Annotated in this window: 28 protein-coding genes, 1 tRNA gene and 1 riboswitch; of the genes, 20 read left to right on the top strand and 9 right to left on the bottom strand. The window is 30.9% G+C overall.

All coding sequences use genetic code 11. From position 1 onward, the window contains the following. Positions 1-12: 12 nt before the first annotated feature. The 4 genes from RWQ74_RS01065 (at position 13) to RWQ74_RS01050 (ending at position 2,578) form a co-directional block, all read left to right on the top strand. Positions 13-921 (top strand): type II restriction endonuclease, encoded by a 909-nt coding sequence (locus tag RWQ74_RS01065; protein ID WP_314395986.1) that lies wholly within the window; start codon positions 13-15, stop codon positions 919-921. Positions 922-936: 15 nt separating this feature from the next. Then, positions 937-1,839, top strand: coding sequence for a class I SAM-dependent methyltransferase (locus RWQ74_RS01060; RefSeq protein WP_314395984.1), 903 nt, complete (start codon positions 937-939; stop codon positions 1,837-1,839). 211 nt (positions 1,840-2,050) lie between these two features. Continuing rightward, positions 2,051-2,224: a 30S ribosomal protein S21 gene (rpsU, locus tag RWQ74_RS01055; RefSeq protein ID WP_003147339.1), complete on the top strand. Its 174-nt coding sequence runs from the start codon at positions 2,051-2,053 to the stop codon at positions 2,222-2,224. Between the two features lie 189 nt (positions 2,225-2,413). Beyond that, positions 2,414-2,578 carry a hypothetical protein gene (locus tag RWQ74_RS01050; protein WP_060913604.1) on the top strand — a complete coding sequence of 55 codons (165 nt, stop codon included), beginning with the start codon at positions 2,414-2,416 and terminating at the stop codon, positions 2,576-2,578. Between the two features lie 86 nt (positions 2,579-2,664). Here the strand turns inward: RWQ74_RS01050 and fni are convergent, their stop codons facing one another. From fni to RWQ74_RS01015, 7 genes are all read right to left on the bottom strand, one after another. Continuing rightward, the gene (fni, locus tag RWQ74_RS01045) at positions 2,665-3,615 is read right to left on the bottom strand and encodes a type 2 isopentenyl-diphosphate Delta-isomerase (protein WP_314395981.1); all 951 of its coding nucleotides are present in this window, start codon (positions 3,613-3,615) and stop codon (positions 2,665-2,667) included. 21 nt (positions 3,616-3,636) lie between these two features. Further along, positions 3,637-4,626 carry a phosphomevalonate kinase gene (locus RWQ74_RS01040; protein WP_314395979.1) on the bottom strand — a complete coding sequence of 330 codons (990 nt, stop codon included), beginning with the start codon at positions 4,624-4,626 and terminating at the stop codon, positions 3,637-3,639. Beyond that, positions 4,593-5,504, bottom strand: coding sequence for a diphosphomevalonate decarboxylase (gene mvaD, locus RWQ74_RS01035; RefSeq protein WP_314395977.1), 912 nt, complete (start codon positions 5,502-5,504; stop codon positions 4,593-4,595). The genes RWQ74_RS01040 and mvaD overlap by 34 nt, the downstream gene beginning before the upstream one ends. Then, complete coding sequence (gene mvk / locus RWQ74_RS01030; protein WP_314395976.1) at positions 5,486-6,292, bottom strand: mevalonate kinase; 807 nt, start codon at positions 6,290-6,292, stop codon at positions 5,486-5,488. Before mvk ends, mvaD begins: the two co-directional genes overlap by 19 nt. A gap of 198 nt (positions 6,293-6,490) precedes the next feature. Beyond that, positions 6,491-7,381, bottom strand: a complete 891-nt coding sequence (locus RWQ74_RS01025) for a cation diffusion facilitator family transporter (protein ID WP_314395974.1) — start codon at positions 7,379-7,381, stop codon at positions 6,491-6,493. Between the two features lie 149 nt (positions 7,382-7,530). Then, positions 7,531-8,184, bottom strand: a complete 654-nt coding sequence (locus RWQ74_RS01020) for a hypothetical protein (protein WP_314395972.1) — start codon at positions 8,182-8,184, stop codon at positions 7,531-7,533. Between the two features lie 21 nt (positions 8,185-8,205). Next, the gene (locus tag RWQ74_RS01015) at positions 8,206-8,532 is read right to left on the bottom strand and encodes a PadR family transcriptional regulator (RefSeq protein ID WP_314395970.1); all 327 of its coding nucleotides are present in this window, start codon (positions 8,530-8,532) and stop codon (positions 8,206-8,208) included. A gap of 261 nt (positions 8,533-8,793) precedes the next feature. On the opposite strand from RWQ74_RS01015, the gene RWQ74_RS01010 reads away from it, so the two are divergent. Beyond that, positions 8,794-9,240 (top strand): HD domain-containing protein, encoded by a 447-nt coding sequence (locus RWQ74_RS01010; RefSeq protein WP_314395968.1) that lies wholly within the window; start codon positions 8,794-8,796, stop codon positions 9,238-9,240. Positions 9,241-9,320: 80 nt separating this feature from the next. Here the strand turns inward: RWQ74_RS01010 and RWQ74_RS01005 are convergent. After that, positions 9,321-9,404, bottom strand: a tRNA-Leu gene (locus RWQ74_RS01005). A gap of 393 nt (positions 9,405-9,797) precedes the next feature. On the opposite strand from RWQ74_RS01005, the gene spxA reads away from it, so the two are divergent. The 11 genes from spxA to RWQ74_RS00950 all read left to right on the top strand — a co-directional run bounded on the left by spxA (position 9,798) and on the right by RWQ74_RS00950 (position 17,824). After that, positions 9,798-10,196 carry a transcriptional regulator SpxA gene (spxA, locus tag RWQ74_RS01000; protein WP_294682247.1) on the top strand — a complete coding sequence of 133 codons (399 nt, stop codon included), beginning with the start codon at positions 9,798-9,800 and terminating at the stop codon, positions 10,194-10,196. 281 nt (positions 10,197-10,477) lie between these two features. After that, a complete protein-coding gene (locus RWQ74_RS00995; protein ID WP_274459897.1) occupies positions 10,478-11,356 on the top strand; it encodes a S1 RNA-binding domain-containing protein in 879 nt (292 codons plus the stop codon). A 4-nt stretch (positions 11,357-11,360) separates the two neighbouring features. Continuing rightward, a complete protein-coding gene (locus RWQ74_RS00990; RefSeq protein WP_314395965.1) occupies positions 11,361-11,642 on the top strand; it encodes a hypothetical protein in 282 nt (93 codons plus the stop codon). A gap of 70 nt (positions 11,643-11,712) precedes the next feature. Continuing rightward, positions 11,713-12,633, top strand: a complete 921-nt coding sequence (gene rnz / locus RWQ74_RS00985; RefSeq protein ID WP_314395963.1) for a ribonuclease Z — start codon at positions 11,713-11,715, stop codon at positions 12,631-12,633. A gap of 22 nt (positions 12,634-12,655) precedes the next feature. Beyond that, on the top strand, positions 12,656-13,207 hold the full coding sequence (locus RWQ74_RS00980; RefSeq protein ID WP_314396070.1) for an NUDIX hydrolase: 552 nt from the start codon (positions 12,656-12,658) through the stop codon (positions 13,205-13,207). Between the two features lie 3 nt (positions 13,208-13,210). Beyond that, positions 13,211-13,657 carry a Fur family transcriptional regulator gene (locus RWQ74_RS00975; protein WP_314395962.1) on the top strand — a complete coding sequence of 149 codons (447 nt, stop codon included), beginning with the start codon at positions 13,211-13,213 and terminating at the stop codon, positions 13,655-13,657. Beyond that, the gene (locus RWQ74_RS00970) at positions 13,657-14,115 is read left to right on the top strand and encodes a hypothetical protein (RefSeq protein ID WP_314395961.1); all 459 of its coding nucleotides are present in this window, start codon (positions 13,657-13,659) and stop codon (positions 14,113-14,115) included. Before RWQ74_RS00975 ends, RWQ74_RS00970 begins: the two co-directional genes overlap by 1 nt. Before the next feature lie 122 nt (positions 14,116-14,237). Continuing rightward, complete coding sequence (locus RWQ74_RS00965) at positions 14,238-14,915, top strand: YggS family pyridoxal phosphate-dependent enzyme (RefSeq protein WP_314395959.1); 678 nt, start codon at positions 14,238-14,240, stop codon at positions 14,913-14,915. 22 nt (positions 14,916-14,937) lie between these two features. After that, the gene (locus RWQ74_RS00960) at positions 14,938-15,636 is read left to right on the top strand and encodes a SprT family zinc-dependent metalloprotease (protein WP_314395957.1); all 699 of its coding nucleotides are present in this window, start codon (positions 14,938-14,940) and stop codon (positions 15,634-15,636) included. 218 nt (positions 15,637-15,854) lie between these two features. Next, positions 15,855-17,123 (top strand): trigger factor, encoded by a 1,269-nt coding sequence (gene tig, locus RWQ74_RS00955; protein ID WP_314395955.1) that lies wholly within the window; start codon positions 15,855-15,857, stop codon positions 17,121-17,123. An 80-nt stretch (positions 17,124-17,203) separates the two neighbouring features. Continuing rightward, complete coding sequence (locus RWQ74_RS00950) at positions 17,204-17,824, top strand: DNA alkylation repair protein (RefSeq protein ID WP_314395953.1); 621 nt, start codon at positions 17,204-17,206, stop codon at positions 17,822-17,824. 939 nt (positions 17,825-18,763) lie between these two features. Here RWQ74_RS00950 and RWQ74_RS00945 read toward each other — a convergent pair. Continuing rightward, positions 18,764-19,087, bottom strand: coding sequence for a thioredoxin family protein (locus RWQ74_RS00945; protein WP_314395951.1), 324 nt, complete (start codon positions 19,085-19,087; stop codon positions 18,764-18,766). A 214-nt stretch (positions 19,088-19,301) separates the two neighbouring features. Further along, positions 19,302-19,437: riboswitch (Lysine riboswitch) on the top strand. 95 nt (positions 19,438-19,532) lie between these two features. On the opposite strand from RWQ74_RS00945, the gene lysA reads away from it, so the two are divergent. From lysA to dapD, 4 genes are all read left to right on the top strand, one after another. Next, a complete protein-coding gene (gene lysA / locus RWQ74_RS00940) occupies positions 19,533-20,825 on the top strand; it encodes a diaminopimelate decarboxylase (protein ID WP_314395949.1) in 1,293 nt (430 codons plus the stop codon). A 70-nt stretch (positions 20,826-20,895) separates the two neighbouring features. Next, positions 20,896-21,786 carry a 4-hydroxy-tetrahydrodipicolinate synthase gene (gene dapA, locus RWQ74_RS00935; protein WP_314395947.1) on the top strand — a complete coding sequence of 297 codons (891 nt, stop codon included), beginning with the start codon at positions 20,896-20,898 and terminating at the stop codon, positions 21,784-21,786. A gap of 2 nt (positions 21,787-21,788) precedes the next feature. Further along, complete coding sequence (gene dapB / locus RWQ74_RS00930; RefSeq protein ID WP_314395945.1) at positions 21,789-22,532, top strand: 4-hydroxy-tetrahydrodipicolinate reductase; 744 nt, start codon at positions 21,789-21,791, stop codon at positions 22,530-22,532. 384 nt (positions 22,533-22,916) lie between these two features. Beyond that, a complete protein-coding gene (dapD, locus tag RWQ74_RS00925) occupies positions 22,917-23,618 on the top strand; it encodes a 2,3,4,5-tetrahydropyridine-2,6-dicarboxylate N-acetyltransferase (protein WP_314395943.1) in 702 nt (233 codons plus the stop codon). Positions 23,619-23,624: the final 6 nt, after the last annotated feature.

The raw sequence follows: 23,624 nt of genomic DNA, 5'->3' as shown, positions 1-23,624 counted from the left end.
TGGAGGAATAAAATGAGGTTTAATGAGTATTTGTCAAGTCAAGTTGATGATAAATTAGATTATTTCTTTTCTACATTATCAGTTACTAATAGAACACCAGAGTATTATGTGAATTGGGATAAGGTAAGAAGAGAAACAAAAGCATTCGAATTGGAGTTACACACTTTAAATTATTTAATAGGAAAAGAAGATATTTATAGTGAGGCTTTAAGGTTATTTCAGAAGCAACCACAACTTTTGAAAGCCATTCCTAGTTTAATAGCCAGTAGAGAAAAAGTTTTAGATATATTATTCTTTGATGTAGATGATATTATGAATTTTTACCAACTAGATTTCAAAAATATTGATAATAGTCAATTAGAAAAGTATGTAGATTTCATGAAAGATGCAGGTCTTTTAGAATTTTTACAAAAAGATGCGAATCGTTCATTAGTTGATTATGTTTATGGAGTGGAAGCTGGTTTAGATAGTAATGCGAGAAAAAATCGTAGTGGTACGACAATGGAGAATATATTAGAGCGTAATGTAGAAAAAATTTGTATTGAACAAAATCTAGTTTATAAGGCTCAAGCAACAGCAAATTATATAAGAAGCTCTTGGGGAATTGAAGTGCCTGTAGATAAATCGGAACGTCGTTTCGATATTGCAGTATTTTCAAAAGAAAAAAATAAAGTATGGCTTATTGAAACTAACTACTATGGCGGAGGTGGAAGTAAACTGAAATCTGTCTCTGGAGAATTTACAGAACTAAGTAAATTAATTCAAACAGCTAAAGATGATGTGAGTTTTTCATGGGTAACTGATGGACAAGGCTGGCATACAGCACGTTATCCTCTATCTGAAGCTTTTGGACATATAGATAATATTTTTAATTTAGAAATGTTAAAACAAGGATATTTATTTGACTTGTTTAAAAAATAATATATAGGAGGAACCATGTCAGATTTAGAAAAATTATTTTTTAAGATAGATAAACAGGTAGAAGAGAACAAAGGTGAAGGGTTGTATTTTGATTCTTTAGTGAATTACTTAACTTTGGAGAATGATGAGGATTATTTTGATATTGTCGATAATTTCTCTAAAGAGGATATTAAAAAAGCTTATCAATTTTTACTATTAAAAGCTCTTAAAGAGTTGAATAATCCTAGTTATGACATTACACCAGAAGTTATAACTATGTATGTATCTCATATTTTAGAGTGTTTATACAATAATGAGAAGATTTCTGTAGCTGATTTTGCTAGTGGAAGTGGAAACTTCTTAATTAACCTATCAGCTTTATCAAAAGGTGAATACGAGTTAACTTCTGTTGATGTTGATAATAACTACGCAAGATTACAACAAAATATTTTCAATTTATTAGAAACTAATGTTGAAATTGTTAATCAAGATGCTCTTAAACCTTTAAATATTAAGAAACAAGATGTAATTATCAGTGATGTGCCTTTTGGCTATTATGCGGATGAGGATAACAGTTTAAACTATAAACTTTGCAGTGCAGAAGGATATAGCCTAAATGCGCTACTATTCATTGAGCAAGTGGCTAATTATTTAAATGATAATGGTGTAGGGGTATTAGTAGTACCTAAGAAATTTCTTGAGCTTGAAGACAATTTCAAGAAATTTTTAGAAGAAGATATTAATCTAAATGCGGTAATTACATTACCAGATGAGATGTTCAAAAATGCTTCTCAACAAAAAGCTATTATTCTTATAACTAAAAAAGGTCAAACAAAGTTGCCAAATCAAGTGTTCTTAGCTCAAGTGCCAAGTCATAAGAATAAAGAAGGATATGCTAATTTTATTGAAGAATTTAAAAACTGGTTATCTGAAAAATAGTTTAATTAATATAAATGAAAAGATTGTTTTTTCAGAAATATGTTAATAAATTGCTATTAAAGGTTGACAAGAACGTAAGAATATAATACAATATGTAAGTAGATTGCTTAAAAGCAGTCTTATTGATTGAATGTTTGTATTTATTTTATATCTTAAACATTTAATTAAGTATTAAATTAAGATTTTGTAGTATCGGAGGGAGGGAAATCCAATGTCAAAAACTGTAGTTCGTAAAAATGAATCACTAGAAGATGCACTACGTCGTTTCAAACGTGCTGTTTCTAAAAACGGAACTATCCAAGAAGTTCGTAAACGTGAGTTTTATGAAAAACCAAGCGTTCGTCGTAAGAAAAAATCTGAAGCGGCTAGAAAACGTAAATATTAATAATTGGTAATTAACACGCAATTTATTAATAAAATCTAAAAATTTTCCCTCTTTTAGATTTATTTAGAAATAATGACCTCATCGTAAGATGAGGTTTTTTTATATCTATTATTAATGAATAGAGCATCTCTTGTTAAAAAAGAGAAATTGTGTTATTCTAATTTTAATTATAAACATTAGGAGAATAGTATGTTTGCAATAATTTGTTTAAATGTTATGTTATTAATCTCATGTTGGTATTTAATTGCGGAAAATCAAAAGAATAAATCTAAAATTAATAGTTTAGAAGATGATTTAAATAAAGCAATTAAAAGATTATCAGCATTAGAAGAGGGAGTGACTCAAAAATCGTAGTGGCTGATCCAAAATCGCGATTTTTGAGGTTACTTCCAGTATAAATTAAAAGAAGATACCATCCAAGACGGACGGAATCTTCTTTTTTAAAATTCTACTTTTCTTATTTTCTTATCTAATTCAGCGATTGTTCTAGCATTCATTAATATCATTAAGAACTTAATTTCTTTTTTCCATTTTTCAATTTCTTGAATTAGGGCATCTTTTCCTTCATTTACAAGAATTTCTAAAAATATTTTAGAAACACCAACTGCTTTAGCACCTAAAGCTAGACATTTCACAACATCAAGAGGATTACGAATACCTCCACTTGCGATAATATCAATTTTATCTTTATAAGAGTAGGCGATTTCTAAGCTTTCTGCAGTAGTATAGCCAATTGCTTCTAGATAAGTTGATTTATCAGTTCTTCGTCCATTTTCGATTCTCGCGAAGTTTGTTCCACCCATTCCACTGATGTCTACAGCGGGGATATTTAAGTCGATGGCTAGTTTAATAGTAGCTTCGTTCATACCAAAACCTGTTTCCTTTAAGATTACAGGAATAGGAGATTTAGAGCTGACTTCTTTTAGGTTAGCGTACCAACTTTCGAAATTATGATCTCCTTCTGGCATAACAATTTCTTGAAGAGGATTAGTATGAAGTTGAATGTATTTTGCTTGTGATTTTTCGATTGCTTTTAAAACAAGTTTTGGATCTTTATCTAAGCCTAGGTTTACTGAATAACCTTTTGGATAAGCTTCTTCGTCCTCTTTACTCTTAAGAGCAGGAGAGTATGATCCTGGGAAAAATTTAATTCCACATTTTTCACTAACTTCCATAAAGTCTTGATTAATCTTATTACAATCTTCCCCGCCAGCAGTAATGGCATTTATGAAGAATGGAAATTTCCAACGGTCACCACAAACTGATGTAGAAGTATCAACATCGTCTAATCCGAAAAGGGGGATACTGTTGTAATCAATTGCGTATGAGTCTAAGCTAGTTACTTTTGTTTTATCAGCAAGTGCTAATCTAATATGATCTTTTTTTCTCATAATTAATCCTTTCGTAGTATATTATAGTTTTTCTAAGTTCAGTTGTAGCTGATACTTATCGTTATTTTTCTCAAATCCTAATACAATGTCACCACTACCTGAACCACTTTGCTTACCAGCTGAATGACTTTCAATATAGTTTTTCATTGCTTTTGTTTCCATTGGTATCTTAGAGAAACTTTCTAAATAAAGTAGGTTTTCTCTAAGTTTTCGTATAGTGCTTAAAGCAGACGTAGCATCTGTTTCTTCTAAATTCTCTTTTAAAGTTTTTACTAGCGTATTAGAAGTTTCAACAAAAACTCTAAATTCTTCTTTGTAGTTATCTTTATGTTTTTTCCACAGTTTTACGTGTTCTTTCGTATCTACAGCTTCACCAGTCCAACGTGCTAGTATGCTTAAATCAGCTTTTGGATGAACTTTTTCGATATGAAGTCCATCCCAATCTGAGTTTATTATTTCTTTAACAGACTTATCTTGATGTATCATATTATTAACGAATTCAGCGTTGAATTTCTCGTAATATGTAATGCCGTCATTAATGCTTGCAGCAACGTCTCCCATAGATCCACTTAGATTGTGTTTGATATTGAATAGGGCGACTAGTTTAAAAATAGTTAAATCGTTATAAGCTACATTTTCAAATGATAATATAGCGCGAGCTATAGCCACAAGTACGGCACCAGAAGAACCTAAACCGTATTTTTTATCGTCATTGTGAAGTTCATTATAAATAGTAAGAGCAAATTTTTTATCACAATTTGTATATTCCGTTAAAAATAGAATAAATTGTTGAACAAGTGTGAAGTTGTTATTTTCTTCTAAAAGTCCAACTTTAGTCTTATTAATCGTATCGAAGATAGTAGTTTTATCACTTTTTTCTACAAATACTGTAATTTTTTTAGGAACACTTGTTATTAGTGCAGAAGCGTAATCCTCTAAAATCGCATATTCTCCAGCGAGATAGAGTTTACCGTAAGCTACTCCATGCACAAAATGATTTTTTTCTTCCATAATTTTGAAATTTCCTCATATAATTTGTTTTGGTCTTCCCTTAAGTAAAGTACTTTCACATTCGGACCAGCATCCATTGTGAAGTAACATTTATAACCTTTAGAACGTAGTTCTTTTACAATATCCATCGCTATATGACTCTCTTCTGTTAAGAATGAGAAGCTAGGAGTAGATGTAGAAGTAGTACCATGCATAGCTAAAGCATTACTTTCTGTAATTTCTCCAATTTTTTCGAAATCAGCATCTTTTAAAGCTTCTTTCATTAATATGAAATCACCTTTAGCTTTTTCAACCCAAGCATCAAAAGTTGTTGATGTTTGAACGCAGCGTTCCATAGCGACACGACTAGAAATTTTCTTTCTATCCTCGTTTACTACAAGAACCATCATTCCAAAATCTAAAGAACATTCTAATTCTTCAACACTTCCATCTTCAAGCCATGCAGCAAGTTTATAGAAACTTCGACATGAAGAACCAGATCCTTCTTTAGCTATTTCAACTAATTCTTTAGTAGTTTTGTTTAATTTAAAATATTCATTACAAGCAAGAACTAAAGCCATTGTGCCACTAGAACTTGAAGAAAGCCCTGCAGCAGTAGGTACGGTATTATAACTTCTAATAGTTATGGTTTCTCGATTTGTTGGTGTGAATTTAGAGATGAACTTAATCATTTTATCTACTTCTTCTTGACTTTGTTTCTCGTCATTGATATAAAATTCATCAATATTATTATCATTTTTCTCGATTTTTGTTTTTGATAAAAGATTGTCTAATCTTAAAGAAATATTAGGATTATAAGGTAAGACAGGATCTTTAGATTTTTTCCCCCAGTACTTTACTAGGGCAATATTAGCATAACCTAAACTGTAACTATCCATGATGAATATCCTTTCTCTTTTAATGCATTTTGAATTTCTAATGCATTTTCTTTTGTTTTGCTAAGACTAATGCAACATCCACCAGCGCCACCACCAGTTAGTTTAGCACCGACTGCATTATTATTTTTACAAATTTCCACAACCTCATCGTTGCTAGCGTGACTTACTCCAAGCTTTTGTAATAAGTCGTGAGCTTTGTACATATAATGTCCGACAAGATCGATGTCTTTATTTTTTAATGGTTCAATTACTAAATCGGTAATTTCGCCTAATTCAGCAATATAATTTTCATATTTATCATAATTATCCGCTATATGCTTTAGAGTTTCTTTAGTAATTCCAACAACTCCTGTATCGATAATTAGTAAATAACTATTCAAGTCAAAATCTAATTCACTAGCTCCTTCTTTTTTAGAAAATAAAAGGGGAGTATCACTAAGTACTTGATTAACATCTATACCACTAGGATTACCGTGAATAAATTTTTCACATTTATTTGCAATTTCTCGTACATTTGGGAGTTTTTTGGCACGTGCAATAGCGATACTTAGCGCAGCAGAAGACCCTAGCCCACGTCCAACTGGAATAGTGCTAGTTATATTAATTTTTGTTTTTTTATCAATTCCACATGTATCCGCGATAAAATCTAAAATTTCATCACGTTGTTGAATTGTCTCTGTATCTTCTAATGTAACTTCGACGTTCATCTGTGGAAGGGGAATAGTTATTCCTTTGTATCCATAAACGACGGCATGTTCACCGAAGAATATTGCTTTTGCGTGTGTCATAAATTTAAAAACTCCAATTTTATTTAAGTATTATTTTAAGCTATTTAATTAAAAAACAATTAAGACTAAAAATACTTTTATATGTACAATAATTATACTTTTAGTATTAGTTTTTGTCAAACGTACGAACAATAAAAAAGATGAAATTATACTTGAAATAACAGGTGTTATAGTGAGTATAATTTCATCAAAATTAATTTAATACGTATGACATGGAATACCATGCGGTTCTAAGTGCACTAAAGTTTCACAATAATAGAATTCTTTAGAGAGTGCTTTTTCAATATTAACCGTAATATCGTGACTTTGTTTAACATTTAAAGAAGGATCAACGGTAACCGTAATATCGATAAAGTATAATAAGCCATGAGTTCTACCTTTCGTATCGACTATAGAAGTTATACCGTTGATGTCAGTTACAATATCATTAACCTTGTCTATCACTTCAGTATCTACACCATCGGTAAGAACATGTGTAGATTCTTTGAAGATACTAACTGATGTGTAAATAATAAGTAATCCTACGATAATTGCGACTACTGAATCAGCTATTGGAATACCGATATATGTAGCAATAATCCCTATTAGTGTACCGATAGAAACAAATGCATCGCTTAGATTGTCAAGTGCGGCAGCTTTAAGTGACTTGCTACCAATTTTTTTAGCAAGACGAATATTATAGAAATATACACCAAGCATAATTATACTAGCTATAAATGCTACAACTGCTGACAGTATGCTAGGTTGTTCAATCGTTCCTGAGATAATTTTTTTAATTGCGTACATTACTACTTCAATTCCAGCGTATAGCATAATAAATGAAGCTATTAATGTAGATATAAGCTCGGCTCTAAAGTGACCATAAAGGTGGTCTTCATCTGCTGGTTTTCTGGAAATCTTCAAACCGATAAGAACACAAACTGATGAAATCACATCGGTAGCATTGTTAATACCATCGGCAACAAGAGCTGAAGACTTAAAGAATATACCAGCGCCAAGTTTTAATACTGTAAGTAACAAATATGATAAAATACTAAGTTTAGCGCCCTGTTCAGCATGTTTTAATTTATCGAAAATTGAGTTATTCATGGCTTCTCTCCTAAAATAATGTTTTACCATTATAACAGGTTTAAAAAAATTATTCAAGAGAAAAAATGTTATTTTTAAATTAAAATTATTTCTCTAAGGTGAACTTTTATAAAAATTAGCTCGACCAATAGAATAGTCGAGCTAGGTTACTATATCTTTTTAGAATAGTATTTTTTAAAAGTTAAAAAAATGTATATATAAGAAAGTGTACTAAAGATTCCAAATAAGTATAAGAAGTTAGTTGATACTGTTACTTCTAGAGAAAGATACTCTGGAAGTAGCTTTAGTTTATTTAGAATAGGTATTAGAATAAAAGAAATCTCAAATATAATTAACGAAGAAATATATATAAACCACTTATTTTTATCTGTTTTTTTATAAATTAATAGATATAAGCAAACTGATGATCCTAAAGCTAATAATAATATAGAGAACATTGTTATAATTGGTTGTATAGTTCTAGTGAATACAGAAGGTACTAGAGAACTAATAATTAATATTAAAAGATAAACTAGAGAAAATCTTAATAGTTTTCCTTTATTTTCCTTTGGAAGTTCTACAAGTATTGATGAAGATAATTTATCTATGTCATCCCCAAAAACATCGGTAAAGTTTTTTCCATGTTTTTGATATAGTATTAAATCTTGCAAGATTTCAAGTAGCTGAATTTCTAGTTCTGATTCTTTTTTTGTAGTATTTTTCATCCGACAAGCAACTAAAAGTTCTTCATAATATTTCTTATTATCTTCATTAAGTTGTGATCTAAGTTTGTTATTTTGTTTTATTAAGTCAGCGATGTTCATAATAATTCCTCCCTGTTGACGTTATTTATTTTCTAAAATTTTTGTTATTGTAGTACTTATATTTTCCCATACATTTTTAAATGAGTTTATATACTCTTCACCATTTTTGGTAATTGAATAATATTTTCTAGGAGGTCCAGAGTTACTCTCCTTTAAGTAACTAGTGACCATATGTTCCTTTTCTAATTTTAAAAGTAGAGGATAGATAGTTCCTTGGGCAACCATATCAAGCCCGTAATTAGAAAGCTGTTCAGTTATTTCGTAGCCGTACATTTCTTTATTTTTTATTAGCTGTAAAATACATGCTTCTAATGTACCTTTTAGTATTTGGGAAGTGTTTATCTCCATTCTGTTCCTTCTTTCTTTTAATATCTAGTCGTGATTAGCTAGGTAAGAGATGTTCTTGATAAAACTATTTTAGAAATAATTTTCAGCTTTAGTTCCGCTATCTTGTTATACATAATAGTATCATAAACAGGCTATCTTGTAAAGCAAAATAGCCTGAGAGAAGAACTAGTGAGTATATAGTGAATAAAGGATTTAGTAATAGGTTAAGTGTAGTCGAAGGTTGTTTGAAGATTCTTGTCAGTGAAGATTGACTAATAAAATATGAACGTATATAATAAAAATATGAAACAATCTCAAAGTGAAAAAGCCTATGAAATAGCTAAGAAAGCTCATTTAGGACAAATTGATAAAGCTGGAGAAGATTATATTAAACATCCTGAAAAGGTGGCTGGTTTTGTAAATTCTGATGAAGAAAAGGCGGTAGCGTATCTTCATGATGTTATTGAAGATACGGAATTGACCTTAGAAGATTTACGTGAGTATGGATTCTCTGAAGAAGTTTTAGAAGCTGTTGATGTTATAACAAAGAAAAAAGGACAAGATTACCAAACTTATTTAAATTCTGTAAAAGAAAACAAACTTGCTCGAGTGGTAAAATTAGCAGATTTGCGTCATAATTCAGATCTTACGAGGTTAATAAATATTACAGAAAAAGATATAGAAAGAAAAGAAAAATATCAAAAAGCTATCGATTTTTTAAATTCCTAAAGAGTTACTAGTTATCAGTAATTTGGCTACATAGATATAATAAAAAAAGACAAGGTTCGAAAACCTTGTCTTTTATACTATACCAGCAGCCGGGGTCGAACCGGCACGATGTTGCCATCGCTGGATTTTGAGTCCAGTGCGTCTGCCAATTCCGCCATGCTGGCATATGTATATGATAACACACATAAAATACTTTGTCAATTTAGCAATAATGGGAAACTGTAGAAGAGGAGTGTTCATTGTTATTTAATTTATATTTTAATTACATGGGTTATAATATAATATGGTAGTAAGACTATGTAAAGAAATATTTTTTGAGTGTATTATTATATAATTTATTTTAACTAATCAAATAAAAAATGTAAGGGTAAAACAAAAAGCTTGCGTCTACAAGGATAGTCAAGAATTAAACTATGTAAAATAAGTGTTTTTAGTTGACAAATTAAAATATTTTTTCAATAGTATATTGTAAAACTATAATATATGTAGTATAATTATAGGAGTATATAGAATTATAAAAATATTAATGTTATTTTTATAAAGGAGTGTGAGTGCTGGTGGTAGTTACATTGTTTACATCGCCAAGTTGTACTTCTTGTAGAAAAGCTAAAGCTTGGCTTATTGAAAATGGAATAGACTTTGTGGAAAGAAATATTTTTTCAGAAGCTCTGACAACAGATGAGATTAAAGACATTTTGTCTATCACGGAGCACGGAACAGAAGATATAATCTCATTCAGATCGAAAACTTTCCAAAAATTGAATTTGGATATTGAAAGTATGTCAATTCAAGAATTATATAAAGTTATTCAAGATAATCCAGGAATGCTTAGAAGACCTATCATTGTCGATGATAAGAGATTACAAGTTGGGTATAATGAAGATGAAATAAGAAGATTCCTTCCAAAGGAAATAAGAGTAAATCAATTAAAACAAATAAAAAATATGGTTAAGTAAGTACGCCCTGATACTACTTTTTCCGATTAATTTAAGGGGATGACCCAAAAGCCCTAAAGTTTAAAAAAGTGTATATTATAACTCATAGACGTAGTGGTTTATTGATATCTAAAATTCGCTTTATAAAAGCTTTTTAGATATCTAATAAACTGTGCGGGGGTGACTCGACAAAATCGATTTCTCCGAAATCGTGATTTTTGAGTCACTCCCTTTTTTATGAGATGAAATGTAGTAACAATGCTGTAGGAAGTTATACAATAAATAAAAGAAAGAGGTACTTGATGGAAAGAGAAGATATAAAATTTATTACTGGAGAAATCCATTTTTTAGAGTTAGTAGAGAAGAAAAGTTCATCATTAGTTTTTAAAGGACCGAATGAAGAGGAAATTAGCTGTAATGAATCTGACGTAGAAAGTTTAGATGATTACGAAATTGGAGAAGAGTATTCAATGTTCGTATATCCTTCACGTAGTGGAAAATTATTTGCAACGCCGAATATTCCGGAAGTTACGGTTGGGGATTATTCGTTTAGTAAAGTAGTAAAAGTAGAGGAAGACCGAGTAGGTCTTGATATTGGGTTCTCTCGTGAAATTCCACTTTTAGGAGAAGATTTACCAAAGTTACGAAGTGTTTGGCCTAAAGAGGGTGACGAACTATTTATTACTTTACGTCGTGATTTTAGTGGACAATTATTTGCGCGTTTGGCGACAGAGACTATCGTAGCATCATTATATTCTAAAGCAACTAAGAATATGAAGAATAAAGATATTGAAGCTTATCCATACCGTTTAATGCGCGTTGGGACATTTCTATTAACAAAAGATGGTTATAAAGTATTTGTTCATGAAAGTGAACGTGAAAAAGAACCACGTTTAGGAGAAAAAGTTACTTTGCGTGTTATTGGTGTTAAAGATAACGGAGAAATTAATGGTTCATTCTTACCTCGTGCTCACGAAAGAATGGATGCTGATGGTCAAGCTATTATGGATTACATTGAAAACAACGGATATTGTGAGTTTACAGATAAATCAGATCCAGAAGAAATTAAAGCAGTGTTTGGAATGAGTAAGGGAAGTTTCAAACGTGCTGTTGGAAGATTATTCAAGAATAAACTTATTATGATTGAAGAAGACGGGTTATATAAACGTAAAGGAAGATAAAATTATGAAAAAAGTAAAATTAGATAAAAACGCATTATTAGGTGGTATTGTATTAGAAAATGATAAATATCAAGTGGTACATATGAATCTAAAAGTAGGGAATCAAACAGACTCATATAGCAATGATAAAAATATTTTATTATTGAATATTAGCGGAAAGATTACAGTTTCTTTTGAAGAAGAGGTTGAGACTGTAAATAAATTTGAACTATTAGAAATTCCAGCAGGGGTAGAGCATGTAATAACTTGCTTACAAGATGCACAGGTTTTTGTAGTAAAACTATAACTTACATAAGGTGGCTTAAATGGAATATCTTTTTAGGCCACCATTATTAATTTTAAAGTAGAGGAATACGATGGAAGTACAATTTTTAGGAACAGGAGCTGGGCTTCCAGCAAAATTTAGAAATACACAGAGTTTTGTATTTAATTTTATGCAAGAACTAAAAGAGTGTTGGATGTTTGACTGTGGAGAGGCGACTCAACATCAGATTTTGAAAACAAACATTAAACCAACAAAAATAACTAAAATTTTTATTAGCCATCTTCATGCTGATCATGTATTGGGGTTAATTGGTTTTTTATCTTCTAGAAGTTTTCTTTTAGATACGAATGCTTCAAAGGTTACTATCTATGGTCCAGTAGGGATTAAAGATTTTATAGAAAAGAACATGATGTTCACACATTGTTCACTTTCTTATAGCGTGGAATATATTGAAATTTCTAGTGAACAGTGTATAATAGATAATAAAACTGTTACTGTTTTTAGCTATCCATTAGCTCATAATATTGAATGTTTTGGATATAAAATTATATTTAAAAAACAAAAAGGGAGCTTAGATGCAGATAAGTTAAGAGAATTAGGAATTATGCCAGGGCCTTTTTATAGAGAAATAAAGGAATCAGATACTTTCGAATTTAATGGAAAGGTATATAATTCAAGTGAATTTTTATCTGAAGATAAACCTGGAAAAGAAATTTCGATTATACCAGATACAAGATACTTTGAAGGATTGGATGAATTTGTTAAAAATAGTAATATCATTATTACAGAGTGCACATATTTATTAAAAGAAGATGCACACCATGCGAAAAAAAATTATCATTTGAGCATTTTAGATGTTGAGAAGATGATAGAAAATAGTAAGGTTGAAAATTTATTTTTAACACATATTAGTGCAAGATATGATAGAAATATCGAAAAAGACGCTGTAGAGTCGATATGTGATAAATGTAGTGTGAAGGTTGCACATGATTTAGAAGAATATACTTTGTAAAGATATGGAGGAAATTATGAAAATAGATTTAGAAGAAAAGACTATTGAAGTTGAGAAAATATTCGAAGGTAAAGTTCTTGATTTAGAAGTACATACTGTTACTTTGCCAAACGGAGAAACTTCAACACGTGAGCTGATAAATCATAGAGGGGCAGTGGCAATATTAGCCTTGACAAAAGATGATGAGGTTATTCTGGTTGAGCAGTATAGAAAAGCTATCGAAGCTGTAACTTTAGAAATTCCTGCAGGTAAGCTAGAGCCTGGAGAAAGCAATAAGAAACTAGCAGCTATTCGTGAATTGCAAGAAGAGACAGGATATGTGGTTGAAGAAGAAAAATTAGAAAAACTATGTGACGTACATGTTGCTCTTGGTTATAGTTCAGAATTAATCACTATATATTATGTTGATAATTTAGAATATGCTGGAGAACAAAATCCTGATGATGATGAATTCATTAATTTACGAAAATACAAAGTTGAAGAAGCATTTAAACTTTTAGATGATAATGTTATAACTGATAGTAAGACTATGCTTGCATTATCTTACTTAAAAAATAGGAAAGGCGCAAATTAGTATATGAATATTTATGATGAGATAATTAAAATAATTCAACAATCACCATATAAACTAACACCTCAAAGGGAAAAAATCGTTGAGATTTTAGTAGAAAACGATGAACAGCACCTTAGTGCTGAGGAATTATACTTTATTTTAAAAGAGAAAACACCAGATATCGGTATTGCTACAGTTTATAGAACTTTAGATATTTTCTATGAATTAAAAATCTTAGAAAAAATTTCTTTTAGCAATGGTGTTTCTAAATATCATTTAAGACAATCTGTAGATGATGAATTGCATCATCATTTAATTTGTACTAACTGTAATAATATAGAGAAAGTATCAAATCCTATATTTAATAAACTTATTGAATACATGAGAAAAGAATATTCATTTGAAGTTCAGGATAACTCTTTATCATTTTATGGTACTTGCGCTAAGTGCAAGGATAAAGGTGGAAATTAATGCATTTTGACAAATTAGAGAAAATATTATTACTTATCTCTAGTATAGTTTACATAGTATATATCGGATTTGTTGGAGGAATGATTAACCTATTTCGAGAATATGTAGGAAATGAGTATTTAAGAACTAAAATTGTTGATCAGATTCGTGAACAAACGCGCTTTACTCAAGATAGTGCCAACGTATCAACGAAGGATATGCATTTTATCTTTCAAGTGATGGGACAACTTGCATGGTTATATTTTGCATTATTAATATTATTATTTTTACTATTGTTATTTGTGATATTAAAAAAGGGAATAAATCACAATATAGTAGCATTTCTATTTTTATTGTATAGTATATTACTATTAATCTTTAGTTTAGGTATATTATTTATTAGTTGTATAATATATTTCTTCCTAGGAATAAGAATAATATTAATACGAAATTCAGAAAAATATAAAAGTGAATTATAGTTTCCGGAGAAAGTCGGTTTCTTCGGAAATTTTTTTATTACTTTTTTAATTTATAACAAAATAATAAGCATCATGTTATAATAAAATTAGAAAGAATTTAAAGAAAATAAGTAGGAGAGAAAATGAACATTAGAGATAATTTTGAGATAATAACAAGAGAAATAGCAGAAACTTGTAAGCAAGTAGGAAGAAATTCTGATGAAGTGAAATTAATAGCTGTAACTAAATATGTTACTGATACTAGAGTTGAAGAAGCAATAGAAGCTGGAATTACTGATTTTGCTGAAAATCGTTCGCAAAATTATGTTGAAAGAAAGGGTAAATATTCTAATAAGACTTGGCATCTAATTGGAAGTTTACAAACTAGAAAAGTACGTGATGTGATTAATGAGGTTGATTATTTCCACGCATTGGATAGAGATAGCTTAGCTAAAGAAATCGAAAAACGTGCAGAAAAAGAGATTAAATGTTTCGTGCAGGTGAATGTTTCTGGAGAGGAGAGTAAACATGGTTTAACTTCAGAAGAAGCTATTGACTTTATTAAAGCATTGGGAGAATATTCAAAAATAAAAGTTGTCGGACTTATGACTATGGCACCTTTTGTTGAAGATGAAGAAATATTACGTAATTGCTTTAGAAGATTAAGACAGTTACGTGATGAAGTAAAAGGGTTGAATTTAGCATATGCACCATGTGAGTTTTTATCTATGGGGATGAGTAACGACTATAAAATTGCAATTGAAGAAGGTGCGACTCATATAAGAGTCGGTACTGCATTGGTAGGTTGTGAGTTAAAATAATAAAATATAGAGGAGGGGTAGCATGCAAAGAGTAATAACTGTAGATGATTTAATCATCACTATTAAATACAGAAGAAAAATGAAAAACATCTATTTAAAAGTTGAAAAAAATGCTGATGTAGTAGTGAGTGCCCCTCCGAGAACACCTAACTATATCATAAAAAAACTTGTTCAAGAAAATATAGATGAGATAAAACTTAGAAGAACAAATATCTTGAAGAATGGTCATACTGTTAAAAACTATGTAACAGGTGAAAAACATTATGTTTTCGGGAAAGAATTAACTTTAGAAGTTAGACTGGGAGATAAAAATAAGGTAACTATTTCTAATGATAAGTTAATTCTAGACGTTAAAGATAAATATCAGGATAGAGAACAAATAGTAACAAGGGAACTTAGAAAGGTTGTTTATAATAAATGCTTGGAGTTTCTTAGTAAGTACGAAAAGCTTATGAATGTTCATACTGAACAGCTTAGAATTAAAAAGATGAAAACACGTTGGGGAACCTGTAATATCGAAGCGAAAAGAATCTGGATAAACTATGAACTTGTAAAATATCCAGTTGAGTGTTTGGAACATACTATTGTTCACGAACTTACTCACTTTTTGGAAACAAATCACACACCGAGATTTTATACATTGTTAGGAAAATACTATCCTAATTACAGAGAAAATGATAAATTAATAAAAGAATTTAGTAAACAACTAATCGGTAGATAAAAAGTATAGAAGTATTACAATTTTTTTGAAATTTATTATTAAATGAGAGTGGGTTAAATAATTTTTTGAAACTATTTAACTTACTCTTAAAAACAATAATTTGAGTATGTAACGATTGACTTTTTACGCTATTTACTATATAATTAATCAAGAGTTTTTAGTATTTTTTATACTAACATTTTTGATGATACTTAAAAGTATTTTTGGAGGAAAAATAAATGTCACAAATTTTAAATAAAGAAGATGGAAAAGTAGTTATCGCTTTTTCAGCAACAAAAGAAGAATTTGCGAAAGGATTAGATCAAGCATTCAAACGTGCAGTTAAACGTGTTAACGCACCTGGATTCAGAAAAGGTAAATTACCAAGAGCCGTATTCAACAAAATGTACGGTGAAGAAGCATTATTCCAAGATGCAGTAGATTTCGTATTACCAGCAGCTTATACAAAAGCTATCGATGAATTAGAAGTTTCACCATTAGCTATGCCTGATATCGATGTTAAAGAAATCAGCAAAGAAGAAGGTGTTAAATTCGAAGCAGTTGTTACTGTTAAACCAAACGTTGAATTAGGTGAATATAAAAACCTTGGATTAGAAAAAGACTCAGTAGAAGTAACTGATGCTGATGTAGAAGAAAGATTAGATAGCTTATTAAGCCGTCAAGCTGAATGGCAAATCAAAGAAGGAGAATCTAAAAAAGGTGATATCGTAGTTATCGACTTTAAAGGATTCATCGGAGACGAAGCATTTGAAGGTGGAGAAGCTAAAGGTTACGAATTAGAATTAGGTTCAGGTTCATTCATCCCTGGATTCGAAGAACAATTAGAAGGAAAAGTTGCACCAGTTGACACAGAAGTTAACGTAACATTCCCAGAAAACTACCAAGTAGCTGACCTTGCAGGTAAAGCGGCTAGATTCGAAGTTACAGTTCACGATGTAAAAGAAAAAGTTTTACCAGAGTTAACTGATGAATTCGTTAAAGAATTTTCTAAAGAAGCAGCTTCAACTGTAGCTGAATACAAAGAAAAATTAAAAGAAGAAATCAAATTAGAAAAAGAAAACTTAGCAGAAAAATCTTACTCTGATAAAGTAATTTCTACAGCTGTAGAAAACGCAAAAGTTTCTGTACCAGAAAAATTAGTAGAACAAGAAGTTAACTCTATGTTCGAACAATTCACTGGAAACTTATCTCGTCAAGGATTATCATTCGACTTATATGAGCAATTCACTGGAAAAGGTGAAGCTGATCTTAAAGCAGAAATGAAATCAGACGCTGAAAACAAAATCAAAACTTCATTTGTACTAGGTGAAATCGCTGAAGTAGAAAAAGTTGAAGTAACAGAAGCGGACATCGATGCAGAAGTTAAAGAACTTGCTACTATGTACAACATGACTGAAGAAGGAATCAAACAACGTATTAGTGTTGAAGACTTACGTGGTGAGTTAGTAATCCAAAAAACTGTTGATTTCTTAAAAGCTAACAACTAATTTTAGCAAATCATCCTTAAGCATATAGAATGTCTAGCATTCTATATGCTTTTTTTATGATAATAAGGTGGTGACAGTAGTTGAACGAATATATTAAAAGCCTAGAACAAGAATTTTCTTTAATAAAGAGCGGATTTAAGGAAGAAGAGAAGAGAGCCTTGGCTGATTATAAAAATAACGATAGAGCTTATATTAAGAAGTTGGCTTTCTTATCATACGAATCAAAAGTATATCAAGTTAGAATGTACGGTGTGTTTCTTTTCGGTTATTTATCAGATGATAGTGATATCCTAACTTTTATGAGAGATGAAGTATCTAAAGATGATAATTGGAGAGTGCAAGAGGTACTTGCGAAAGCATTCGATGAATATTGTAAAAATAAAGGTTATGAAAATTCAATCTCTGTAATTGATGAGTGGCTAAGGTCTGATAATCCGAATACGAGAAGAGCTGTTACAGAAGGATTAAGGATATGGACCAGTAGACCATATTTCAAAGAAAATCCACAAGAAGCAATAAAAAGAATAGCCTCATTAAAAGAAGATACTAGTGAATATGTAAGAAAATCAGTAGGAAACGCATTAAGGGATATAAGTAGAAAATTTCCAGAACTTATAAGTGAAGAATTAAAAACTTGGAATTTAGAAACTAGGGAAATCAAACAAGTATATAAATTAGCGAGTAGGTTTGTTGTGGAGTAAGTATAATAAGATAAAGTAGTAAAAGGGTACTGTACTCAAAAAGTTAGACAGAATTCTATTCTTAGTCAAATTCGGTTAATTATAAAAGGTTAATTTCCAGATAAAAACTAGTTTCAAATTAAATTTCAGTATGTTTACTTTAACTGGAATTTACTTTGGGAATTAATGTAATAATTCTACTATATCCTTTCCTTCAAATTTATTGACAAGAATAAAATAGATATGTTAGAATGTAATTAAGTGAATTGGATGAATATATTCACATATAAACACGAAAAGCAACTGAAGTGGAGTTTCAGTTGCTTTTTTATATGTATTAGCGTACTCACTTTAGTAGGCTAATATATATTCATACATGAAGTGATACATGCACGTCGTACCTAAATAGAGCTACTTCTTCCTGTTGTTTTTATCATTTAGGTATAAATAGGAGAATAACTCCTACAAATAGCCCAACAAGGATTTGGATGAATATATCAACCATATAAACACCTCCCTTCCGGGCAAGTAGCCTACTTTTATTATAACACTATAAATCTTGTAAGAAAAGATATTCCTATAATATTTAGAATTAAAATTGCATTTTTAAGATTATGTAAATAGAAGATAAAAAGTGGTTCAAGCCCTCAGAATTCTAAAAAATCATATAAAAACTCATAAACCGCTACGGTAGTGACTCGACAAAATCTTGTGACTCCTAAATCACGATTTTGGAGTCATTCCTTTCCATTTAAAAATTAGTTTCAGGTTAAATTCCAGTTTTTTATTTGAACTGGAATTTACTTTGGGAATTAATAAGTAATAATTTTACTATATCCTTATAATATTTTACATTGAATTTTATAGATTTTTATAATATAATGAAAGTAATAAGAGATGTCTATCCTCCTCCCCCGTTGTTATTTTTTGGAGGGGGATCGACATCTCTTTTTTATGTTGCTATTTCATTTGTTCACTTATTCTACTTACTTTTTCTAGAATTTCATCTAGACTGAAGTAGCCACTTTTTTGAATAGATAATCTTCCTTCGATATATACTTCTACAGTTGGTGCAGAAAGAATGCCTCGTTGAGCGGCAATTTCCATATTTTCTTCTAATGAAATGTAGTATGCCGTGATATCTTTATGATCTTCTAGCCACATAGTAATTCTGTTTTTTATTGAGTGACATGGCATACAAGTAGCTGTTCCGTATTGAATAATCGTTATGTCATTATCACTGATAATTTTATTTAAGTCGTCATTTTTTGTAAAGTCAATCATATTTTATCTTCCTTTATTTTTTTGTATAAGAAGCAGTGTAGTAAGGTGTCTTCTTTTAATATGTGTATATTATAGTTGTTTTAAAGGAGAATAACAACTATTTTTAATTGTGTATATACATGATCTAAAAATAAGATATTATAAAAATTTTCTGAAAACTATTGACAATAATTTTTAAACGTGATATTATTTTTATAACGTAAATAGAGTAAGTATTATAAAAAGAGGCCGCGATGACTAATTTAAAAGGTAGCATCGCCGAAGTGATTTATTTCACTGGGGTTATGTCGAATAGGCATAGCACTGTCATTAGAAAATGCCCATTTTCTTCATGGTGAGCTTTTTATAATAAGGGCAAGAGGAATAGGATAGAATTATAAGCTAGACTACAAGGACCTTTTGTTCTTGTAGTCTATTTTTTATAACTTATTTGAAGGAGAAAGTAATGAGATTATTTGATGGCATGACGGTGGAAAATGGTGAACTAAATATTTCTGGTGTTGGGGTTAGTGAGTTAAAAGCTCAATACGGAACACCACTTTATGTTTATGATGAGAATATGTTAGTGAACCAATGTAGAACTTTTATTAATAATTTCAAAAGTTCGAGGTTCAATACAGAAGTTCTTTACGCATCGAAAGCTTTTAGTTGTTTAGAGGTATTAAGAATTGCGAGTAGAGAAGGCTTAGGTGTAGATGTGGTTTCACTTGGTGAAATTCATACAGCATATAAAGCTGGATATGATATGAGACGAGCTTATTTCCACGGAAATAATAAAACTCGTGAGGAACTACAATATGCTTTAGAAGTTGGTGTAGGAACTATCGTTGTAGATAATGACTATGAATATGAAATGATTAATGAAATTGTAAGAGAGAGTGGAAATACTGTAGATGTATTATTAAGAATTAATACAGGTATCGATGCTCATACTCATGAATATATCAAAACTGCAAAAGATGATTCGAAATTTGGTTATTCAGTATATGATGAAACAATTTATGATTTAATCGCAGATATTAATAACCAAAGTAATCTTAATTTTGTGGGATTCCATTCACATATTGGATCACAAATTTTTGAAAAAACTTCATTTTTCGAAGCTGTAAAAGTAGTAATGGAATTTACGAAAAAAGTTCAAGAAAGATTAGGTTTAACTATAAGTGTTCTTAACCTAGGAGGAGGTTTCGGGGTTTATTACACTGAAGAGGATAGACCTTTTGAACTTGCTGAATTTTTAAGAGAGTATATCGAAGTAGTTGAACGTGAGAGTGATAATTTCGGATTAGACTTAACTAAGGTAGTTATTGAACCCGGTAGAAGTTTAACATGTAACGCTGGTAGCACATTATACAGTGTTGGTGGAGTTAAGAAGACTTTTGCAGGTCGTGAATATGTGTTTGTTGATGGTGGTATGGCAGATAACCCCCGCTATGCATTATATAAAGCAAAATATGAGGCTATGTTAGCCAACAAGATGAATGAAGAAGCAGATACAACTTATACAGTTGCTGGTAAGTGTTGTGAGTCTGGAGACATGTTAGTAATGGATGCAAAATTACCTAAAGCTGAGCAAGGTGATTTACTATTAGTATCATCGACAGGGGCATATAACTACAGTATGAGTAGTAATTACAATAGATTACCGAAATTACCGGTAGTATTTGTAAAAGATGGAACTAGTCGCCTAGTAGTGAAAGGTGAAACTTTAGAAGATTTAATTAGACAAGATATTTAATTTTAAAACAATAATAAAAAGCATTATTAAAAATATACAAAAATAACATAGATACAAGGAGAACAAGATTATGACAATTTATACAGGAAGCGGAGTAGCAATAGTAACACCATTTTTCGAGGATGGAAGTGTGGATTATAAAACATTTGGAGAGTTAATCGAATTCCAAATTAGTGAAGGTACAGATGCGATTATCGTAGCGGGAACTACAGGTGAGAGTTCAACTATGCCTGATGATGAGCAAGTAGCGGTTATTAAATTCGCGATTGATAGAGTTGCAGGACGTGTACCAGTTATCGCAGGTAGCGGAGTTAACGATACAGCTCACTCAATTAGATTAAGTAAAGAGATTGAAAAATTAGGACCGGATGCATTGTTAGTAGTAACTCCTTACTACATCAAAACTAGCCAACAAGGTTTAATCGAGCACTTCGAAGCAATCGCTAATAGTGTCGATTTACCAATTGTACTTTATAATGTACCAGGAAGAACTGGGCAAGTTATGGCGCCTGAGACTATTTTACACTTATCTCAACACAAAAATATCGTAGCGTACAAAGATGCTGTAGGTGATATTGCTCATACTTTAGCAGTTCGAAACTTAGTAGGGGATAACATTGATATTTACTCAGGAAATGATGACATCAATGTACCGATTATTTTAGCTGGAGGTAAAGGAACGATTTCTGTTTTAGCTAACGTTTATCCAAAAGCAACACATTTAATGTGTAAATACGCCTTAGAAAGACAAGTGGATAAAGCTTTCGGACTTCAACTTAAATATTTAGACTTTATCCACATGTTATTCGCTGAGCCAAATCCAATGCCAGTTAAAAAATGTGTAGAATTAATCGGAAAAGCAGCTTGTCACTACCGTCTACCAATGACACATGTTGCACCAACATTAGCGACAAGATTAGAGCAAGAAATTGCAAGACTTAATTCATTACAAGGAGAGTAAAAATGAGAGTTTTATTAAGTGGTTATAATGGAACTATGGGGCAAGTTCTAAAAAATTATATTCAAGATAGTACTGATTTAGAAATTGTTGCAGGTGTAGGACGTGAATTATTAGAGGAAAAGTTTCCTACTTATACTTCATATGAAGGTTTAGAGAAGATTGCTGATGTAATTATTGATTTTTCTCATCATGCGGGTACTGGTGAACTAGTGGAGTATGCTAAACGTACATCAACAAAAGTCGTAATTGCGACAACTGGTCATACTACAGAAGAATTAGAATTAATCGATGACCTAGCTACACAAGTAGGGGTAGTTTACGCAGGAAATTATAGCCTTGGAGTAAATGTCTTAGTAGAATTAGTAAAAAAAGCTAGCGAATTGTTACTAGGATATGATATTGAAGTTATTGAAAAACATCACAATAAAAAAGTAGATGCTCCTAGTGGAACTGCAAAAATGTTAGTTGATGCGGTTAAAGACGTAGAAGATTACAATAGAGTCTATGGTCGTCACGGAGATATGAAACGTCAAGAAAAAGAAATTGGAATCCATGCGGTTCGTGGTGGAACTATAGTAGGTGAACATGAAGTGATTTTTGCTGGTGAAGATGAGGTAATCGAGATTAAACATACAGCTTTAAGTAAAAAAATGTTTGCAAAAGGTTCTGTTATAGCTGCACAGTGGCTTAACAGTGTAGAAGAACCTAGATTATATTCTATGAAAGATGTGCTAGGTATAAAATAATAAAGTCAGAAGAGAATAATAAAATTAGTGTAAGCTAATAAAGTTTGGAGCGACTCAAGTGATTTTGAGAAAATAATATTTTGAGTTTTCTCCACTAAGTTTATAAAGATATTAATAAACACGGGGCTGCGCCAAAAGTCCTAAATTTTAACAAAGTGTATATGATAACTCATAGACGCAGTGGTTTATTGATATCTAAATTCGCTTTATAAAAGCTTTTTAGATATCTAATAAACTGTGCGGGGGTGACTCGACAAAATCGATTTCTACGAAATCGCGATTTTTGAGTCACTCCCTAAAAAAATACTATAATAAAGTTAGTTTGACATATGTAAAAATTAGATATAAAATAGAAAAAAATCATATAGATAATAGGAGAAAGAAATGAAATCAACAGAAGAGATTATTAAATTTATAGCAACATCTGAAAAGAAAACACCGGTAAAAGTCTACGTTAATTTTAATGCTGATGTAGAATTTCCAGAGACTTTAGAGGTTTATGGAGAAGGAAATTCAAAAATTATTTTTGCAGATTTCGCTGATTGGGTGGAATTTTATGAAGCTAACAAAGCTGTGGTAGTAAATCATCGCGTAGAAAATGACCGCCGTAATAGTGGTGTACCGATGATTGATTTAACTCAGTTTAACGCTCGTATCGAGCCAGGGTGTTCAATTCGTGAACACGTTAGTATTGGAGATAACGCGGTTATCATGATGGGTGCTGTTATTAATATTGGGGCTAAAATCGGTAAAAACACGATGATTGATATGAATGCTATTTTAGGTGGACGAGCAGAAGTTGGTGAGAACTCTCACGTTGGCGCTGGCTCTGTGTTATCAGGAGTTATTGAACCAGCTAATGCTACACCAGTACGTGTAGGTAACAATGTTCTTATCGGGGCTAATGCGGTAGTTTTAGAAGGTGTTCAAATTGGAGACAATGCTGTTGTTGCAGCTGGAAGTGTAGTAACAAAAGATGTAGCTAGTGGTGATGTTGTGGCGGGAGTACCTGCACGAGTAATTAAAACACGTAGTGAAGTTGCAGAAGAAAAAGTAGACATTATTGCAGAATTGAGAAACTTATAATAAAGT

This window comes from uncultured Gemella sp. (genome assembly GCF_963525165.1).
Taxonomy (GTDB): domain Bacteria; phylum Bacillota; class Bacilli; order Staphylococcales; family Gemellaceae; genus Gemella.
Note: the sequence above shows the minus strand (reverse complement) of the source record. Positions and strands in the feature narration are given on the sequence as shown.

Bases quoted from the DNA above. Each gene is read 5' to 3' on its own strand.
- RWQ74_RS01065 (WP_314395986.1), top strand. From the start codon at position 13: ATGAGGTTTAATGAGTATTTGTCAAGTCAAGTTGATGATAAATTAGAT.
- RWQ74_RS01060 (WP_314395984.1), top strand. From the start codon at position 937: ATGTCAGATTTAGAAAAATTATTTTTTAAGATAGATAAACAGGTAGAA.
- rpsU (WP_003147339.1), top strand. From the start codon at position 2,051: ATGTCAAAAACTGTAGTTCGTAAAAATGAATCACTAGAAGATGCACTA.
- RWQ74_RS01050 (WP_060913604.1), top strand. From the start codon at position 2,414: ATGTTTGCAATAATTTGTTTAAATGTTATGTTATTAATCTCATGTTGG.
- fni (WP_314395981.1), bottom strand. From the start codon at position 3,615: ATGAGAAAAAAAGATCATATTAGATTAGCACTTGCTGATAAAACAAAA.
- RWQ74_RS01040 (WP_314395979.1), bottom strand. From the start codon at position 4,626: ATGGAAGAAAAAAATCATTTTGTGCATGGAGTAGCTTACGGTAAACTC.
- mvaD (WP_314395977.1), bottom strand. From the start codon at position 5,504: ATGGATAGTTACAGTTTAGGTTATGCTAATATTGCCCTAGTAAAGTAC.
- mvk (WP_314395976.1), bottom strand. From the start codon at position 6,292: ATGACACACGCAAAAGCAATATTCTTCGGTGAACATGCCGTCGTTTAT.
- RWQ74_RS01025 (WP_314395974.1), bottom strand. From the start codon at position 7,381: ATGAATAACTCAATTTTCGATAAATTAAAACATGCTGAACAGGGCGCT.
- RWQ74_RS01020 (WP_314395972.1), bottom strand. From the start codon at position 8,184: ATGAACATCGCTGACTTAATAAAACAAAATAACAAACTTAGATCACAA.
- RWQ74_RS01015 (WP_314395970.1), bottom strand. From the start codon at position 8,532: ATGGAGATAAACACTTCCCAAATACTAAAAGGTACATTAGAAGCATGT.
- RWQ74_RS01010 (WP_314395968.1), top strand. From the start codon at position 8,794: ATGAACGTATATAATAAAAATATGAAACAATCTCAAAGTGAAAAAGCC.
- RWQ74_RS00995 (WP_274459897.1), top strand. From the start codon at position 10,478: ATGGAAAGAGAAGATATAAAATTTATTACTGGAGAAATCCATTTTTTA.
- RWQ74_RS00990 (WP_314395965.1), top strand. From the start codon at position 11,361: ATGAAAAAAGTAAAATTAGATAAAAACGCATTATTAGGTGGTATTGTA.
- rnz (WP_314395963.1), top strand. From the start codon at position 11,713: ATGGAAGTACAATTTTTAGGAACAGGAGCTGGGCTTCCAGCAAAATTT.
- RWQ74_RS00975 (WP_314395962.1), top strand. From the start codon at position 13,211: ATGAATATTTATGATGAGATAATTAAAATAATTCAACAATCACCATAT.
- RWQ74_RS00970 (WP_314395961.1), top strand. From the start codon at position 13,657: ATGCATTTTGACAAATTAGAGAAAATATTATTACTTATCTCTAGTATA.
- RWQ74_RS00965 (WP_314395959.1), top strand. From the start codon at position 14,238: ATGAACATTAGAGATAATTTTGAGATAATAACAAGAGAAATAGCAGAA.
- RWQ74_RS00960 (WP_314395957.1), top strand. From the start codon at position 14,938: ATGCAAAGAGTAATAACTGTAGATGATTTAATCATCACTATTAAATAC.
- tig (WP_314395955.1), top strand. From the start codon at position 15,855: ATGTCACAAATTTTAAATAAAGAAGATGGAAAAGTAGTTATCGCTTTT.
- RWQ74_RS00945 (WP_314395951.1), bottom strand. From the start codon at position 19,087: ATGATTGACTTTACAAAAAATGACGACTTAAATAAAATTATCAGTGAT.
- lysA (WP_314395949.1), top strand. From the start codon at position 19,533: ATGAGATTATTTGATGGCATGACGGTGGAAAATGGTGAACTAAATATT.
- dapA (WP_314395947.1), top strand. From the start codon at position 20,896: ATGACAATTTATACAGGAAGCGGAGTAGCAATAGTAACACCATTTTTC.
- dapB (WP_314395945.1), top strand. From the start codon at position 21,789: ATGAGAGTTTTATTAAGTGGTTATAATGGAACTATGGGGCAAGTTCTA.
- dapD (WP_314395943.1), top strand. From the start codon at position 22,917: ATGAAATCAACAGAAGAGATTATTAAATTTATAGCAACATCTGAAAAG.